Below are 18,138 nucleotides of genomic sequence, written 5' to 3'. Positions count from 1 at the left end.
AGGCCGGAATGAACAGCGCACACGGCTACCGCGTGCCCTTCCAGCGACGTGGCAGTGTCGTCGGTGAGGCGGACCTCGCGGCGCTCACCAGGGTGGTGAACTCCGGGGAGCCGCTGTCGGCAGGGCTGTGGCGGGAACGTTTCGAGCACCGTTTCCAGGAACTCGTCGGTGCGCGCCACGCCCTTACCGTGACCAGCGGCACCGTGGCGCTGGAACTGGCGGTGCGCCTGCTCGACCTGGGCCCCGGCGACGAGGTGATCGCCACCCCGCAGACCTTCCAGGCGACGATACAGCCGCTGCTGAACCACGACGTCAAGGTGCGCTTCTGCGACGTCGACATGCACACCCTGAACATGGATCCGGACATGCTGGAGTCCCTGATCACCGAGCGGACCCGGGCCATCATCCTGGTGCACTACGGTGGCTGCCCGGCGGAGATGAGGCGGATCATGGAAATCGCCCGCCGCGACGGGGTCGTGGTGATCGAGGACTGCGCCCACGCGCTCGGCAGTCACTACCACGGCGTCAGCCCGGGCGCCCTGGGCGACATCGGCTGCTTCAGCTTCCACTCGACGAAGAACATCACGACCCTCGGCGAGGGCGGCATGATCACCCTCAACCGGGCCGACTGGGCCGATCGCGTCGACCGGCTGCGCGGCAACGAGGTCGACGCCGTGTACGTGCCGACCGGCCCCGGCACGAGAGCCGAACCGCCGCTGCTGCCCTGGATGAAGTTCTCCGCCGACGTCTATCGCCACGCCGTCGCCGACATCCGCGGCGCCGGCACCAACGCCACCATGTCGGAACCGGCCGCCGCCGTCGGTCTGGTCCAACTGGAGGCACTGAACGGTTTCACCGAGCGCCGCCGGTGGATCGCCCAACGGCTGGATCAGGCGATGTCCGCCTTCCCCGGTGTCCGCCTCCAGCGCACCCCCGAGCAGAGCCGGCACGCCTATCACCTGTACACCGTCTTCATCACCGCCGGAGCGGCCATCCGAGAACGCTTCGTGCGGTCGCTGGACCAACTGGGCGTCGAGGTGCAACTGCGCTACTTCCCACTGCACCTGGTCCCCGAGTGGCGGTTGCGGGGACATCGACCGGGTGAGTGCCCGGTGGCCGAGCGGATCTGGTTCGAGGAGCACGTGAACCTGCCCTGTCACCCAGGGCTCACCGACGAACAGGTGGACTACCTCGTGGCCGCGGTCACCGACGCGCTGGAACAGGCGTACGGCGCGTCCGCCGACGGCCGCGGCCGGCTGGTCGCGCCCTGACCCGAACGCCTCGCTCGCCCCACTGACCGGAAGGACACGTCACGGTGCCGTACATCGATGTCAAGATCTATGAGAACCGTCTCGACGAGAAGACCGAGCGCGAACTCATCGAGCGCCTCACCGCCGCGGTCGTGGACGTCTTCGGCGAGTCGATCCGACCCCAGACCTGGGTGACCCTGACCGGGGTGCCACACAGGCGCTGGGGCATCGGCGGTGAGCAGGGCTGAACGCCGGCCCGGGCACTCCCGACGGCTCAGCTCGGCGCGGCGGTCATGCCGGCGATCAGCCAGTCGAGGGTGCGGTGGAAGTCCTGGTCGCGAATCTGCGCCAGGGTCAGGCCGCCGCGCTGCTCCAGCAGGCCTCCGGCCGCCTCGACACCGGGCACTCCGGTGACGCTGTCGGCGACCTCCGAGAAGAACTCGTCCGCCGTCCGTCCGATCGCGCGCCCGCCCTCGATCCATCGACTCTCCATCACGGTGAAGCCGTAGACGTACTGGAAGACTGCGGAGAGCGCGGTCGACCACCGGGTCGGAGGTAGGGGCGACCGGGCGATGACGGCCCGGGCGCACCGGGCGAAACGTACGCTCTGCGGCCCGATGTTGAGGTACTCGCCGTAGCAGCGCAGCGCCCAGGGGTGGGCGACCATGACACGGCGCCAGGCCGTGGCCAGCAGCCGAAGGTCGTCCCGCCAGTCGTGGCCGGCCGCCGGGTCCGGGAGTTCGATCTCCCCGGCCACCGCGTCCAGCGCCAGTTCCAGCAGGTCGTCCTTGTTGTCGACGTACCAGTACAGCGACATCGGGGTGACATTCAGGTCAGCGGCGAGGCGGCGCATGGAGAAGCGGTCCACGCCGTCCGCGTCCAGCAGCCGCAGCAGCGCGGCGACGATCCGGTCGCGGTCCAGAGCGCCCGCCCCCGCGCCGGGGCCGGTGCCGCGGGCGGGCCGGGATCTCATCCAGACGCTGCTGCGCGGCTGCGAGATCCGTCCGCCACCCATCCCCGCTCCCCCGTACCCGTCTCGGCCACTGGATTCGCTGACAAGGTACCTGGCCGGGTGTCGCCGATCCCGCTCCACCCGGCCAGGCGCCGTCACGCGCTCGTCGGTGACTCGGCGGTGCTCGACGGCGTTCCCGCCGGGGTCGCCTCGGCCCGCTCCGCACGGCGCAGCAACAGGGCGGCGAGCAGACCACCGACGAGGACGGCGGCGGCCCCGATGAGCTGGCTCAGCCTGACGCTGTCGGCGAAGGCGTCCAGCACCTGCTCCCGCGCCTGCGGCGACAGGGTCTGGGCCAGGGCCTCCTGGAGGGAGCCGACCGCGCCGATCCCGACCACCGCCGGCAGGAGCGTGACGAACCGGGCGTTGAGTGCCGCCCCGAGAACCGCCACGCCGAGTCCGCCACCGAACTCGGTGACCGTGCTCTGGACGCCCGCCCCGGCCCCGGCCTTCTCCGGTGGGATGGCGCTCATGATGGCGTTCGCCATCGCCGGCATGGCCAGCGCGATGCCCCCGCCCATCACCAGCAGGCCGACGAGCATGCCCCCGTAGCCGTACGACGGGTTGCCCAGCAGCGCCACCGCACACAGGCCGACCGCGAGCAGCGTCATCCCGAGGGCGATGGTCCCGGAGGTGCCCACCCGGGGCAGCAGCTTCGCGCCGGCGCCCCAGAGGTTGAGCGCCACGATGGTCAGCGCGAGCGGCGCGGTCCGCAGGCCGGCGTCGAGCGGGCTGTAGCCCAGGACGAACTGGAGGTGCTGGGTCAGCAGGAACAGCGATCCCGCCATGCCGAACGCCACCAGCAGACCACCGGTGATGGCTCCGGTGAACCGTTGGTTTCGGAACAGTCCCATGTCCAGCATGGGGAAGGGAATCCGGGTCTCCCAGCGGACGAACGCCGTGAGGGCGACGGCACCCACCAGGCCCGGGACCAGCACCCGGGTGGAGGTCCAGCCGTGCTCGGGGATGGAGATGATCGCGTAGACGATCCCCACCATGCCGATCGTGGAGAGCACCGCGCCGACCAGGTCCGGTCGCTTGCCCGCCGGGGACTTGGACTCCGGCACGAGCAGGACGACCGTCACGGCGCTGATCACCGCGATCGGTACGTTGATCAGGAAGATCGACCCCCACCAGAAGTGGGCCAGGAAGGCTCCGCCGATCACCGGACCGGCGGCGAACCCGATGGAGCTCACCGCCGCCCAGACCCCGATGGCCCGGGGCCGCTCCTCGTCGTCGAAGATCTGCATGATCACGGCCAGCGTGGTGGTCATCAGCAGGGCGCCGCCGATGCCCATGCCGGCCCGGGCGGCGATGAGCTGCGGGGCGGACTGGCTGTAGGCCGCGGCGAGCGAGCCGAGGCCGAAGAGCACCAGGCCGACGGTCAGCGCCCGCTTGCGGCCGTACCGGTCGCTGAGGCTCCCCGCGGTGAGCAACAGCCCGGACTGGAGCAGGGCGTACGCGTTGATCATCCACTGCGTGTCGGCGATCGTCGCATCCAGTTCCTCGTTGATCGACGGAATGGCGACATTGAGCACCGTGTTGTCGAGCAGGACCACGAACTGCGCGAGACAGATAACCCCGAGGATCACCCAACGCCGCGGATCTCGGGCGACTGTTGCAGCGGCGGCTTGTGCGGCTTGCATGAGATCCCCTTAACAAGATAGCTCTCGAGCCCGTTATACGTCGTATAAGGGCACCTGGACCCTACAAGACAACGTCCCTTTCGGCCGCCGGGGCGGCCGGCGTGTGCGGCCCGAGCCCGGTCATTGCCGGAGCGCACCGCCGGCGTCGATCCGGACCCGGTCGTCGGCGTCCAGCCGCACGACCCGCCCGGCCTCCAGGGCGAGTTCGCCGCCCCGCCACCGCTCGTGCAGCATCCGGTCGTGCGAGACCACGACGACCGCTCCGGGGTAGACCTCGAGCGCGGCCTCGAACTCCTCGACCAGCGCCAGGGACAGATGGTTCGTCGGCTCGTCGAGCAGCAGGAGGTCGGCATCGCGGTCCAGCAGGCGGGCCAGCGCGAGCCGACGCCGTTGCCCCACCGACAACGCGCCGACCGGGGTACCGAAGTCGGCCGGCCGGAACAGCCCGAGTGACCGCAGGCGTTCCCCGTGTTCCTCCGAGGTGCCCACCCGTCCCTCGGCGAACGCGGCCAGAAGGCTGACGTCCGCGCGGGGCGGCGGCACGTCCTGGGGCAGGTAGCCGATCCGACCGTGGCGGTCGACCGTGCCCCGGTCCGGGCGCAGCCGACCCGACGCCACCTCCAGCAGGGTCGACTTCCCCGCCCCGTTGCGGCCCGACACCAGCAGCCGCTGGCCGGCGTACAGCATTAGCTCGTCCACGTCGAGCCGCCCGTCGACCCGCACGTCGTGCAGCTCCAGCACCGGCCCCTCGCGGCTGTCGGCGTCCAGCGGGGCGTGCAGGTGCAACGGCTCTGGCGGCTCGGGCACCGGCTCGGCGCGCAGTCGTTCCAGCCGTTCGGCCGCGCTCCGGACCCGGGTGGCGATGGAAAACTGCACCCGCCGGCCGTCGCCGTTGTACTTGCACTTGTTGTGGTCCTTGATCGCCCGGCCCGGCGCCACCTGGTAGGCGGTGGTCGCGCCCCACTCCGTCCAGTGCGCGATCTCACCCACCCACTCCGCGTACGCCTGCTCCCAGCGCTGTCGGGCGGCGCGCTTCTCGGCGAGATAGCTGGCGTAGCCGTTGCCGTACCGCTGCACCGTCCGCCGATCGCCGTCGACCTCGATGATCGCGGTAGCGACCCGCTCCAGCAGCAGCCGGTCGTGGGTGACGACCACGACCGTGCCGTGGTGGCCCCGCAACCGGTTCTCCAACCAGGACACCGCCTGCTGGTCGAGGTCGTTCGTCGGCTCGTCGAGCAGGAGCAGCTCCGGTTCGGCGGAGAGCACGCCGGCCAGCGCGAGCCGGGCGAGCTGCCCACCGGAGAGCGTGCCGAGCCGGCGGTCCCGGTCGAGATCGCCGATGCCGAGTTGGGACATGGCCGCCTCGACCTTGGCGTCGGCCCGGTATCCGTCGCGCAGTTCGAAGGCCGTGCGCAGCGCGCTGTAGTCGGCCATCCGCTCGGTCGAGGCGGACCCGAGGTCCCGCTCGGCGGCGGCGATCCGCCGTTCCAGGTCGCGGATCTCGCCGAGTGCGGCATCGATCGCGTCACCGACGGTCGAGTCGTCCGGCAGGTCGACCACCTGTCCCAGGTGCCCCACCCCACCGTCGGCCATCACGATGACCTCCCCGTCGTCCGGATGCTCCCGGCCCGCGACCATCCGCAGGAGCGTGGACTTGCCGGAGCCGTTCTCCCCCACGATGCCGACCCGCTCGCCGGGCGTGATGGAGAAGGAGACGGCGTCGAACACGCGACGGTGGGCGAACGACTTGCTGACGTTGCGGAGCGTGAGTTGATCTGACATGGAAACCTCCGATCGCCGGGCGCGGAGGACGGAACCTCCCGCGTTCCTTGACCGAACCGGGGCGTGCTCCGCGCGCGAGGGTTGTCGATTCAGACGATCTTGCCGCTGACCAGGGAAAGCTCCGGGCCTTCCCAGCCGCGCCGCAGCCAGCGGTCGTGCGAGGCCACGACCACCGCGCCAGGTGCCGTCCGCAGCGCGTCCTCCAGCTCCTCGACCAGGCTCAGGGAGAGATGGTTGGTGGGTTCGTCCAGCAACAGCACGTCCGGTGGCGTGGCCACCAGCAGCGCGAGCGCCAGCCGCCGCCGCTGCCCGACGGAGAGGTGACCGAGCGGGCGGTCGACGTCGCGCGGGGCCAGCAGACCGAGCTGCGCCAGCGACACCGCGTCGGCCCCGGCCGCCGCGTCGTACACCTGCCGCGCGGTCTGTTCGTCGTCGGGGAAGTCCACCTCCTGCTCCAGCAGGCCGACCCGGACACCGCCGGCCCGCCGCACCTCCCCGCCGTCCGGGGTGAGGCGACCGGCGATCACCTGCAACAGGGTGGACTTGCCGGCGCCGTTCGGGCCGGTGACCATCAGACGCTCCGAGGTGGACACGTCGAGCCGGTCGACGCTCAGCCGTCCGCCCACCGTCACGTCGGACAGCGACACCGCGATCCGCTCGCCCGCCGGCCGACCGGTGAGCTTCGCCGCAAAGGCCAGCGGCGCCGGGGGCTTACGCACCTGGTTCTGGGTCAACTCGTCCAGGCGTTGCTGGGCGTTGCGCACCCGCCGGGAGATCTGCCGCTGCACCCGGCCGCCGTGCCGGTCGTACCCGATCTTGTTGTTGTCCTTGATCGTCCGCGCGTGGTTGACCGCCCGCGCCGTGGTCCGCACGGCCTCGCGGAGTTCTTCGAGCTCCTCCTGCTCGGCCGCGTACTGCTCCTCCCAGCGGATCCGCTCCCGACGCTTGGCCGACAGGTACTCGGTGTACGCGCCGCCGTAGCGGGTCACCGTGCCGCGGGTCGGATCCAGGTCGAGGATGTCGGTGCAGACCTCGTCCAGGAACATCCGGTCGTGCGAGGCGACGACGACCACCCCGGGCAGCCCTCGCAGCCGCTGCTCCAGGAAACCGACCGCCTCGTCGTCGAGGTGGTTCGTCGGCTCGTCGAGCAGCATCGCCTGCGGCTGCCGGATCAGCAGCGCGGCCAGCCCCAGTCGGGAGCGCTGACCACCGGAGAGCGTGGCGAGCGGTCGCGACCGCTCCATGTCGGCCAGCCCGAGCCCGGCCAGCACGAGTTCGGCGCGGCGGTCGGCGTCCCAGAGGTCGTGGTCCTGCGCCCACTCCAACAGGTCGCCGTAGGCGGCGAGCACATCGGCGTCGTCCGGCCGCCGTTCCAGCTCGCCGGTGAGCTGCTCCAACCTGGTCCGGGCGGAGCGTAGCTCGGCGAGCGAGTCGTCGACGACCTCCTGCACCGTCGAATCCAACGCGAACGGCAGCTCCTGCCACAGGAAACCGCAGTCGGCCGGGCGCCGCACCTCGCCGGCGTCGGGTTCCTCCACCCCGGCCAGCAGCCGGAGCAACGTCGACTTGCCGACGCCGTTCTCCCCCACCAGACCGATGCGCTGGCCCGGGGACGCGGACAACGAGGTGCCGTCGAACACCTGTCGGTCACCATAGGATTTCGCCACATCACGGGCGCACAGAAAGACACTGTCTGACACTTGGACACCTGCCACCAGAAAAGATCGAACCTGAAAAGGCGATTCGTATCCGGATGCCCGGGCGGGCGTCCCTGATCGAGCAGGGTCGCCGCTGGCTCGAGCGGGGCGCGGTGTCAGTAGATCATGAAACTGATCGTACCGTCGCTCCTACTGACCGTCAACCGAACCGGCGGTAACCCCCCGGCCGAACCGCTGCCACGGGCTCCACCAGGCAATTCGCGGCCCGACGGGGCGGGAGCGCCAGGCCGCTCCGCCGGCACCACGCGGGGGCGCGACGTCAGCGCCCGGTCGGCGCGCAACGGTAACCTTCGCTGGTGCTGTCCTACCTGCCATCCGGGATGTCCCTCGCGCCGGCGCGGTCCGGGCCACCGCACGGCCAGCGGGCGGCGCGGGAGGCGGTGCCGCGATGACCGCCACCCCCGGGCCCAGACGTCCGCCGTTCCTCGACGGAGCGACGATCTCCCGCGTGCTGCCGATGGCCGCGGCCATCGACACGATCCAGGAGGCGATAGCGGCCGGATTCGACCCGGAGACCGACCCGCTGCGTACGAGCGTGGCGCTGCCCACCGGTCAGCTCCTCTTCATGCCCTCGGCCACCGACCGGTACGCCGGCGTCAAACTCATCAGTGTCGCGCCGGCGAACTCCGATCGCGGACTGCCGCGGATCCAGGGCGTCTACCTCCTCATGGACGCGGCGACCCTGGCCCCGGTGGCGCTCCTCGACGCGCCGACGCTCACCGCGATCCGGACCCCCGCGGTGTCCGCGGTCGCCGTCGACCACCTGGCCGCACCGGACGCGCGCCGACTGCTGGTGTTCGGCACCGGTCCCCAGGCGCACGGGCACGTCGAGGCGATCCGTCAGGTCCGGCCGATCGCCCACCTGAGCGTCGTCGGCCGACGACGCGCGTCGGTCGAGGCGTTCGTGGCCCGCTGGCAGGCGTCGGGGCTCCACGCCGAGCCCGCGGGCACCGATCCGGTCGCGCGGGCGGACATCGTCTGCTGCTGCACCACGGCCCGGCAACCGCTGTTCCCGGCACCGGCGGTCGGGCCGTCCGCCACGGTCGTCGCGGTCGGCTCGCACGAGCCCGACGTCCGTGAGGTCGACGAGAACCTCGTGGCCCGGGCGGTGACCGTCGTCGAGACCCGGTCGACAGCCCTGCGCGAAGCGGGCGAGATCGTCCAGGCCCTCCGCGCCGGCCACTGCACGCCCGAAGGACTGCACACCCTGGCGGAACTGGTCCGGGGGGCGGTGGTGGTGCCGCCCGCCCGGCCCCGTTTGTTCAAGAGCACCGGCATGGCCTGGCAGGACCTGGTCGTCGCGGCGGCGGTGCACCGGCGATGGCTCAGCACGCACGCCCCGGAGCCGTCGGTCGACCGGTCGGCGTGACCGTCGGCCCCGACCTCAGCGCCGTGCCACGGCGAACCGACTGCCCGGACGCGCCAGACCCAGACGTGCGCGCAGCGTCCCGCCCCCGCCGGCCAGACCCCGCCGCACCAGTTCCGGACCAACCGTGACCAGGAACGGATCGTCGGCGCCGGTCAACGGCACCAGGAAGCCATCCGTCGCCTGCCGTGCCATCCACTCGGTCACCTGGTCGGCGTCGGCCCCGGCCGGCAACGGCGTGCAGACCTTGAGCTGGTCCGGGTCCCGGCCAGCCGCGGCGACCTCCCGGCGCAGCTCCTCCCGGCGCGAGCGCGCCTCCGAGGGGTCCACCGAATGGAGGAAGACCACGTCCGCGCTCGCCGCCAGTCGCGGGTCGGTGACGACGACGACCGGATGACCCTGTGGCGGTCGAGCGACGTTGAGCGGGCCGGCGACGCGATAGTGCGGGCCGGTGTGGTCGAGCCGGTGCATCCGCTCCAGGTGCCAGTACAACCCCTGCGCCCGGTCATGAACGAAGGCGTCGTCGTCGAAGCTGTCCCACAATCCCCGGACCACCTCGAGACACTCCGCCGCCCTCGCGGCGTCCGGGTCGGGTTCGTCACCGGTACGCAGTTCGAGGCCGCAGCGACCGGAGGTCAGGTGATCGAGCGACGCCGCGATGCGCGCCAGGTGGTACGGCGCGAGACCGTCGGCCCGGACACCGGCGACGAGTCCGATGTGGGTGGTTACCACGGCCAGGGCGGCGGCGAACGTGGTCGACTCGAACGGACCCGGGGTCCGTGTCGTGCCCTCGCGGAGCACGGCGGCGTGGAAGCCGACCCGCTCGCACGCCTGCACCACGCCCCGCACACGCGCGAGGTCCTCGGTGTCGTCGCCCGGTGTCACGGCCGCGAACAGGAGCGGGTGGCGGGCGGCCCGCCGGTCGGCGTTCACGCGGCCACCACCTTCCGGCCCCGGGTGACCTGGCCCAGTCCGAGGTTCTCCCGCAGGGTCGTGCCCTCGTACCCGGTGCGGTAGAGGCCCCGCCGTTGCAGTTCGGGGACGACGTGGTCGACGAAATGGTCGGCGGACTCCGGCAGGTAGGGGAAGTCGATGTTGAAGCCGTCGGCGCCGCGTTGGATGAACCAGGTTTCCATGTGGTCGGCGAGCTGCTCGGGCGTGCCCGCCACGATGTCGCCCATCAGGCGCAGGGCGAGCCCACGGATCGACAGGTCCTCCCGCCGGGCCAGGCCGACCAGGCGCTCGGTGGTGCTCTGGGACTGGTTGGTGTGCGCGATGTCCGGTACCGGCCCTTCGATCGGATGCCCGCTCAGATCCACCCCGAGGAAGTCCTGGAGGGTCTGGAGGGCGACGTGGTCGGGGACGAGTTCCTGCAGCTCGGCCAGTCGCCGGCGGGCGTCGGCCTCGGTGGCGGCCACGATCGGCGCCAGGGTGGGCCAGATCAGCACCGCGTCGGGGTCCCGCTCGGCCCGGGCGACCCGCTGCTTGAGGTCGGTGTAGAACGCCTGGGCGTCGGAGAGCTGGTTGTGCCGGGTGAAGATCACTTCGGCGTGGCGGGCCGCGAAGGCACGACCGACCGGCGAGGAGCCGGCCTGGATGATGACCGGCCGGCCCTGGGGTGGCCGGCAGACGTCGAGCGGCTCCGTCACCCGGAAGTACTCGCCGGTGTGGTCGACCGGCGCCGCGGCCGACCCGCCGGCCGGATCCGCGGCCCCGTCCCACAGCGACGTGACCACGTCGATGAACTCCTCGGCACGCCGGTAGCGCTCGTCGTGCTCCATGTGTGCCGGCTGACCGAAGTTGACCGACTCCCAGGGCGCCGCGGACGTCACGACGTTCCAGCCCGCACGCCCGCCGCTGAGCCGGTCGAGCGAGGCGAAGCGGCGGGCGACCTGCTGCGGCTCGTTGTAGGTGGTGGTCGCGGTCGCCGCCAGTCCGATGTGCTCGGTGGCCGCCGCGTACGCGGCCAGCAGCGTGAGCGGCTCGAAGTGCTCGGTGCGGGAGGTGTGGCGCAGGGAGTCGAGATGCGTGCCCCACACCGCGACGATGTCGGCGATGAAGAGGGCGTCGAAGAGCCCGCGTTCGAGCGTCCGGGCGTTGCGCAGATGGAAGTCCAGGTCGAGCTGAGCGTCGGCCTTGGTGGTGGGATGACGCCAGGCGGCCACGTGGCCACCCGGCCCGTCGATGATGCCGGCGAGCGTCATCCGTCTGGGGGGTCGAGGCATCGCGGTACTCCTTTCTCGGCGGGTGCGTGATCAGTGCCGGAGGGCGGACCGCAGGATCCGGGCGAGCCTGCGGACGTTCTCGCCGGTCAGCATCGTGACGTGGTTGCCGGGCACGAGGCGGATGGACAGGTCCTCGCAGAGGTCCTCCCAGCCGAGTCCCGGCCGGCCGTGGAACCGGTCCGACTCGTCGTAGGCCGCTCCCCGACCGAAGCCGGTGTCCCCGGCCCGGAGCACGGCGACCGGACCGGCGTAGGGCCTCGGGCGGTAGCGCTGGACGGCCTCGACGCAGTCGCGCATCAGCGCCACCGGGTCGCCCCCGCCGTCGCCGCGCAGCCAGTCGGCGACCTGCCGCAGTTCGGCGAGGTACGCGTCGGCGTCCGCCGGTTCGGCAGTCGCCGGCGTCTGCGCCCCGGGCCCACCGGGCGGGCCGGGGTGGTCCGCCGCGGCGGCCCGGTCCTCGACCACCGCCCGCAGCCGGTTGGCGAACGAGCCCTCGGCCTCCGCGTCCGTCAGCTCCCCGGTCGGGGCGCCCGCGTCCACCATGACCACGAGCGGCGGGACCGCACCGGTCGCGGCGACGCGCTGCGCCATCTCGTAGGCGATCACTCCCCCGCCGGAGAAGCCGCCGAGGACCAGCCGCTCGCCGGCGTCGAGGACCGGGCGCAGCGCCGCCAGGTAGACCTCGGCGAGCTGCTCGGTCGACATCCGGCGTGGCTCGGCGTCGTCGACGCGCGGATCCCGGATACCGATGATCTCCTCGGGTCCGGCATAGTGCCGGGCGAGTGGGGCGTAGCAGGCGACCTGGCCACCCGGCGGGTGGACCAGGAAGATCCGGCCCGCACCCGGGCCGCCGGCCGGCCGCAGCGGGACCAGCACGGAATCCTCGGTCTCCCGGACCGGGCCGGCGGAGATCAGCTGGGCCAACCCGCCGGCGGTCGGGTGGGCCAGCACGTCGTCGAGACGCAGCGTACGGCCGGTGTGCTCGGCGAGTTCACGCAGCAGCTTCATGGCCAGCAGCGAGTGGCCGCCGGCGTCGAAGAAGTTGTCGGCGGGAGCCACCTCCACCGGGCCGAGGACCGCCCGCCATGCCCGGCGCACCTGCTCGGCCGCAGGGCCCTCGGGCCAGTGCTGCCGCCCGTCGGCCGGCGGGCGTGACCGCGGTGCCATCCGGGCCAGCGCCGCGTCGGGCACCGTGTCGAGGACGTCGGCCACCGTCGTCCGCTCGTCACCACGCTCCGGAAGGTCCCGCAGCAGCCGCGCGCACTGCTCGACCAGCTTCGTCGCCTCGGCGTCGGCCAACCGTGCCCGGTCGTGGACCACGGCCAGCACCAGCCCGCCGTCACCGTCGCGGTAGGCGAGCAGGCTGACCGGGAAGGCGGTCTCCGAACCCGCCGCGTCCGGCAGTTCCACCCGTACGCCCCGCGCCGCGAGGTCGGCCTCCAGCCCGGCCCGGGAGCGCGGGTAGTTCTCGAAGACGATCAGACTCTCGATCAGCGGCTCGCCGGCCGGCCGGCCGCTCCACTCGTGGATCTGGGCGGTCGAGACCCACTCGTACGACGCCAGGTCCAGGACCCGGTCGCGCACTCCGGCGAGTAGCTGCGGGAGAGTGGTCGACGGGGCGACCTCCAGGATCACCGGGAGCGCGTTCATCAGCAGGCCCGGGATCGACTCGACGCCGTCCAGCGCGATGGCGCGGCCGGAGACGGTTACCCCGAAGCTGACGGGCACCGCCGCGCCGCCGGGGGCGGCGCGGCGCAGCAGGAGGGCCCATGCCGCGTGCACCGCGCTGCTCTCCGTGGCGGCCCGGGCCGCCGCCCAGCTACGCAGCAGGTCCGCCTCGGCGGGGGTGAGCCGGCTCTGGACGCGGCCCGACCCGCTCTGCCCGGTGGGGTCACCGGGCAACGCCGGCCGCACGGCCAGCGACGCCGACGGCAGTGCGCCCGACCAGTACGCCCGCGCGCCGGCGGTCTCCTGGCCGTGCAACCAGCGGGCGTAGTCGCGCAGGTCCGGTCGCCGTTCCCCGGCCGGCAGCGCCCCGTCGGCCAGGTAGGCCCGATAGAACTCCTGAATGAGCAGGGAGACGCTCCAGCCGTCCAGCAGTGCGTGGTGGAACGTCAGCAGAACCCGCGTCGAGCCGGTGGCGTCGGTCGGCCCCGTACGGTCCTCGTCCAGCAGGGTGACCCGCAGCAGTCCGGGCCGGCGGAGGTCGAAACCCCGCCGCCGGTCGCGGTCGAGGAGGTCGTCCCAGCCGGTCGCGTCGGCCGGCAATCGGACGACCTCGGGCAGGTCATGGTCGTGCAGCACGAGCCGGGGAGCCTCGCGCCAGTCGAAGGCGGCCCGCAGTACCGCCTCCCGGCGGAACACCGACCGCCAGGCGGTGGCGAAGCGGTCGGTGTCCAACGGACCGTGCCAACGCCAGAAGAGCTGTTCGACGTAGCGACCGTCCTCCTGGTGCGCAAGCGCGTCGAGCAGCAGGCCGTGCTGCTGCGGGGTGACCGGAAAGCTCTCCCGTGCCCCGTCCGGCCGGTCCGGACCCGGCCCCGGACCCCCGACGCTCACCCGACGGGGCGAGGACACCTCGGTGGCGGCCACCGCGTCGGGGCTGACGCCCGCGAGGGTGGTCAGCGTCCAGCGGAGCTGGGTCACCAGCGCGTCGACGGCGTCGGCGTCCAACCCGTCGGCCGGGCTCGGCACCCAGGTGAGACCGGCCCGCAGGCACCCGTCGTGGATGATGCCGTATGCCTCCACGCCGTACACCCGCTCGCACCGGGCCGAGTGCTCACGCGGGATGGGCCGGCGCGACATCCGGTAGCGGCCCGAGGGGCTGAGCTGGTCGGCCTGACCGTAGTAGTTGAAGCAGGCCAGCGCCGGGGGCAGGTCGCGCAGGGCGACGCGCAGCGCGTCGTCGTCGGCGTACTCCCGGCAGGCGCCGAAGCCGATGCCGCCGTCGGGCACGGCGGCCATCACCGGGCCCGCCTGCGCGAGGTAGCGCTCCGGGGACTGCGCCCGGTCGGCGGTGATCACCACCGGGTGGATCGAGGTGAACCAGCCGACCGTGCGGAACAGGTCCTCGCGGCCGTGGCGGCCGTGTGTCTCCACGTCGAAGGTGACCGTCGAGGTGCCCCGCCATCTCGCCAGGGCCTGCGCGAACGCGCCGGCCATCAGCGCGTGCACCGGCAGACCCAGTCGCTGCGGCAGCAGCCCGATCAACCGGTGCGTGGCGGTCTCGTCGAGGACGAACTCGACCCGGCGGATCTGCTGCTCGTCCGGGGCCGGGGTGGTCAGCAGCAGGGTCGGTGCGGCGGCCCGGTCCGCGGCCACCGCCCGCCAGTGGTCCGCCTCACCGGGACGGGCCGCCACGGCGGGCAGGCCGGCGACCCACTCGTCGTACGGGCACACCTCGCCGGGCAGGTTCGGCAGGGCGCCGTCGGCCAGCGCGTCGAGGGCGTGCTCCAGGTCCTCCAGCAGCACCCGCCAGGAGACCCCGTCCACCACGAGGTGGTGCACGGCGATCAGCAGCAGGTCCATGCCGCCGTGGCGGTCGTGCGCCAGCAACGCCCGCACGTGCACGCCGGCGAGCGGGTCGAGGCTGCGCTCGACCGACTCCAGGGCCTCGTCGAGTTCCCCCTCGCCGCCGAACGTCACCTCCCGGAGCACCTCCCGGGGCGGGTACGCCGCGAACGGGGCACCGGGGAGCATGCGGCCCCGGCCGTCGGGGTCCTCGAACCGGGCGGACAACGCCGGGTGGGCCATGACGACGGCCTGCAGGGCGAGCCGGAGCGCCGCCGCGTCGACCGGGCGGCGCAGTTCCAGCAGCACGGACTGGTTCCACTGGTGCCGGTCGGTCCTGATGTGACGGAAGAACCAGGCCTGCACCGGGGCCAGTGGGGAGCCGGACCGGGCGGGGCCCCCGACGGCGCGTACCGGGGCCGGTTCGTCGCCGGCGCGGGGCGCGGCGGTCCGGTCGAGGTGCGCCGCCAGGTCGGCGAGCACCGGATGCTGATAGAGGTCCCGGGTGGCCAGGGTGTATCCGGCCCGGCGCAGCCGCGACACGAGTTGCATCGCCAGGATGGAGTCCCCGCCGCTCTCGAAGAACTGCGTGTCGGGGCCGTCCTGGCCGAGCAGGTCGGTCCAGATCGCCCGGAGCACCGGCAGCGCCGTCCCCGGCCGGACCGGCGGCACCGACGGCGGCCGGGGCACGTCGACCGCCTCGGGTCCGTCCGACGGGTCGGCCGCCAGCCGGGCCAACGTCCGGCGATCCGTCTTGCCGTTGGACAGCAGCGGAATCCGGGCGACCGGGCTGATCCGGACCGGCACCATGTAGCTCGGCAGCAGGTCGGCCACCCGGCGTCGTACCTCGACCGGGTCCAGCGTCGGCGGCGCGACGTGGGCGACGATCTGCACGCTGCCGCGGGCGTGTCGGGCGACCTGCACGCTGGCGTCCCGGACGCCGTCCAGGGAGAGCAGCGCGGCGCGCACCTCGCCCAGCTCCACCCGGTTCCCGTTCACCTTCACCTGATCGTCGAGGCGACCGAGGTGGGTGAGGGCGCCGTTGGGCAGCAGCCGCACCAGGTCGCCGGTGCGGTACACCCGACCCGGCCGGCCGTCACCCAGATCGAGCACCCGGTAGCGTTCGGTGGTGCGCTCGGGATCTCCGACGTAGCCGTCGGAAACGGTGCTGCCGCCGATCCACAACTCACCGGGTGCGCCCGGCGGCAGGAGCCGCTGCGCGTCGTCGAGCACGTAGCAGCGGACGTTGTCGAACGGGACACCGATCGGCACCTCGGCCCGCCGGGTCCAGAACGTGGTGTCGCCCCGCGCCCAGGAGAAGACCGTCGAGTACGAGGTCTCGGTGGGACCGTACGCGTTGTGCAGGCGGGCCGGGTGCGTCGCCTCGAACGCCAGCCGCAGGTCGTTCGGCAGCGACTCGCCGGTGCTGACGACGGTGTGGACGGTCCGATTCGCGGGAAAGGCCGCCGATTCGAGCAGCAGGCGCAACTGCGACGGCACGGCGTGCAGCAGGGTCACCCCGTGCCGGTCGAGTGTCTCCGCGAGCAGGTCCGGGTCACGCTCCGCGTCCGGTGGGGCGACCACCAGCCGGGCGCCGGCGACCAGGGCGACCAGCATCTCGTGCGCGCTGACGTCGAAGGTGAACGGCGCCTTGAGCAGCATCGCGTCGTCGGCGTCGACACCGAAGTGACGGATCGCCGCGAGCACGTCGGCGACCAGCGCCCGGTGGCTCAACTGGGTGCCCTTGGGCAGCCCGGTGGAGCCCGAGGTGTAGAGGACGTGCAGCGCACTGTCCCCGTCCGGTCCCGCCGGCGCGGTCGTCTGCGGCCCGGACCGGGACAGCTCGTCGACGCGCAGCGGTACGAGCGTCGGCAGGCCAGCGGACACCGAGTCGTCGTCGACCAGGACCGTCGTGATTCCGCTGTTGGTCACGATGTGCTGACGGCGTGACTCGGGATGGGTGGGGTCCAGCGGCACGTACGCGGCGCCGGCCCGGATGACGGCCAGGATCGCGGCGACCGCGTCGTCGCTGCGCGCCAGCATCATGCCGACCCGGTCCCCCGCGCGCACGCCGTGGCGGGTCAGGCCGTCGACCAGCGCGTCGACGCGTTCGCCGAGCTGCCGGTAGGTCCAGCGCCGCGGACCGAACTCCACGGCGACCCGGTCGGGCTGCAGGGCGGTGCGCTGCCGCAGCAGGGTGTCGATGTCGGTGTCGGGGATGTCGTGGTCGGTGGCGGTGAGCCCGTCGAGGGCGGCCCGCGCGTCGCGACCGATCCCGTCGAGGTCGGCGACCGGGCGGTCGGGTGTCCGCACCAGTTGGCCGGCGAGGGCGAGCACGTGCTCGCCGAACGCCTCGGCGCTGGCCGCCTCGATCCGGTCGGCGTCGTACTTCAGCCGTCCCCGCACCCGCCCGCGGCTCTCGTGCAGCTCCAGGGTCAGCAGCCCTAGGCCCGGCGCCACCACGTCCTGACGCCAGCGCACGCGCAGCCCGTCGGGCAGCAGCACCCCCTCGTCGGCGGCGGCCGACCGGTCCGCCCAACTCTGCATGACGAACGTGCAGCTGAACGGCGCCGGCCCGGCCGACCCGGTGTCGGGCATCAGCCGGGCGATGCGCGGAAACGGCAACCGCGAGTGATCCACGGCACGGGCCAGCTCGGTCTGCACAGCGGCCGCGAACTCGCCGGCGCTGCGGTCCGCCTGCTCGGGCGAACGGACCAGCAGGGTGCGGACGAAGTATCCCACCGTGCCCGCGAACCGTGGTTCGTCGCGATGGCCCAGCGGGACCGCCACGGTGGGTGCCGACTGACGTGAGTAGGTCGCGAGGGCCTTGAGGTAGGCGGCGAGCAGGACCGCGGAGATCCCCACCCGGTGGGTACGGGAGAAGCGGTGGATCTCCTCGGACAGCGCGGCGTCGAGGTCCACCGCGACGCTGCCCTGCCGTGCGCCGGGGGCCCCGCCGCCACCGGGCGTGTCCAGCGGGAAGTCGATGGTGGTGTCGGCTCCGTCGAGTCGCTCACGCCAGTACGTCTCCAGCGCCGCGATGTCCCGGGTCGGGTCCGTGGCGGCGCGTTCCGCGACGTAGTCGGTGAAGTCCGCGGGAGCGTCGCCCGGAATGTCCCCGTGCCGGTAGGCGGCGACCAGGTCGGCGAGGAGGATCGCGGTGGACTCCCCGTCCACCACGAGGTGGTGCACGACGATCAGGAGCGTATGGTGCGCGGGACCGTGCCGGTACAGCACGGCGCGCAGCACCCCGTCGCGCTCCAGGTCCAGCTCGCGACGGGCCTCCTCGCGCAGCGCGGCGTGCTCCCCGTCGGGCGCGGTCCGGTGCTCCAGCACCGTCGCCCGGCCCGGCCTCAGCTCCAGCTCCGGCAGGTCCCCGTCCTCCACGACGCGGGCGGAGAGGACCGGATGCCGCACCGCCAGCAGGGTCAGCGCCCGCTCCAGGGCCGCCGGGTCCAGCGGGCCGGCCAGGTCCAGCACGAGCGGGATCTGGTAGGGCGACGTCCCGGGGTCGGCGCGGTGCTGGAGCAGCAGTCCCAACTGCTCCGGGGTGAGAGCCGTCCGGTGAGTGGGTTCGGCTCTGTCGGCGACGTCGGTGCGCAGCGTCGAGGAGAGGTGACGGGTCATCG

The 18,138-nt window shown here is 72.9% G+C and carries 10 protein-coding genes; 3 read left to right on the top strand and 7 right to left on the bottom strand.

The features are described from left to right. Positions 1-8: 8 nt before the first annotated feature. On the top strand, positions 9-1,271 hold the full coding sequence (locus ACH495_RS10550; RefSeq protein WP_396857453.1) for a DegT/DnrJ/EryC1/StrS family aminotransferase: 1,263 nt from the start codon (positions 9-11) through the stop codon (positions 1,269-1,271). Positions 1,272-1,315: 44 nt separating this feature from the next. Next, entirely contained in the window at positions 1,316-1,498 is a 183-nt protein-coding gene (locus ACH495_RS10545) for a 4-oxalocrotonate tautomerase family protein (RefSeq protein WP_396857452.1), read from the top strand. A gap of 26 nt (positions 1,499-1,524) precedes the next feature. Here ACH495_RS10545 and ACH495_RS10540 read toward each other — a convergent pair whose 3' ends face one another. From ACH495_RS10540 to ACH495_RS10525, 4 genes are all read right to left on the bottom strand, one after another. After that, on the bottom strand, positions 1,525-2,223 hold the full coding sequence (locus ACH495_RS10540; protein WP_396857451.1) for a TetR/AcrR family transcriptional regulator: 699 nt from the start codon (positions 2,221-2,223) through the stop codon (positions 1,525-1,527). A 134-nt stretch (positions 2,224-2,357) separates the two neighbouring features. Then, a complete protein-coding gene (locus ACH495_RS10535) occupies positions 2,358-3,908 on the bottom strand; it encodes an MFS transporter (protein ID WP_396857450.1) in 1,551 nt (516 codons plus the stop codon). A 120-nt stretch (positions 3,909-4,028) separates the two neighbouring features. Then, positions 4,029-5,690 (bottom strand): ABC-F family ATP-binding cassette domain-containing protein, encoded by a 1,662-nt coding sequence (locus tag ACH495_RS10530; RefSeq protein ID WP_396857449.1) that lies wholly within the window; start codon positions 5,688-5,690, stop codon positions 4,029-4,031. 89 nt (positions 5,691-5,779) lie between these two features. Beyond that, complete coding sequence (locus tag ACH495_RS10525) at positions 5,780-7,330, bottom strand: ABC-F family ATP-binding cassette domain-containing protein (protein WP_396857448.1); 1,551 nt, start codon at positions 7,328-7,330, stop codon at positions 5,780-5,782. Between the two features lie 466 nt (positions 7,331-7,796). Between ACH495_RS10525 and ACH495_RS10520 the strand changes: the two genes are divergently transcribed. After that, positions 7,797-8,777: an ornithine cyclodeaminase family protein gene (locus ACH495_RS10520; protein ID WP_396857447.1), complete on the top strand. Its 981-nt coding sequence runs from the start codon at positions 7,797-7,799 to the stop codon at positions 8,775-8,777. 15 nt (positions 8,778-8,792) lie between these two features. Here the strand turns inward: ACH495_RS10520 and ACH495_RS10515 are convergent, their stop codons facing one another. From ACH495_RS10515 to ACH495_RS10505, 3 genes are read right to left on the bottom strand one after another with little or no spacing between them, the layout of a single operon-like run. Next, positions 8,793-9,707, bottom strand: a complete 915-nt coding sequence (locus tag ACH495_RS10515; RefSeq protein WP_396857446.1) for an LLM class flavin-dependent oxidoreductase — start codon at positions 9,705-9,707, stop codon at positions 8,793-8,795. Further along, the gene (locus tag ACH495_RS10510; RefSeq protein ID WP_396857445.1) at positions 9,704-10,999 is read right to left on the bottom strand and encodes an LLM class flavin-dependent oxidoreductase; all 1,296 of its coding nucleotides are present in this window, start codon (positions 10,997-10,999) and stop codon (positions 9,704-9,706) included. Before ACH495_RS10510 ends, ACH495_RS10515 begins: the two co-directional genes overlap by 4 nt. A 30-nt stretch (positions 11,000-11,029) precedes the next feature. Next, a complete protein-coding gene (locus ACH495_RS10505) occupies positions 11,030-18,136 on the bottom strand; it encodes an amino acid adenylation domain-containing protein (protein WP_396857444.1) in 7,107 nt (2,368 codons plus the stop codon). Positions 18,137-18,138 lie beyond the last annotated feature (2 nt).

The organism is Micromonospora sp. NPDC018662 (assembly GCF_044391475.1).
Taxonomy (GTDB): Bacteria; Actinomycetota; Actinomycetes; order Mycobacteriales; family Micromonosporaceae; genus Micromonospora.
The sequence above is the reverse complement of the archived record's forward strand: the minus strand, read 5'-3'. Positions and strand labels throughout refer to the sequence as shown.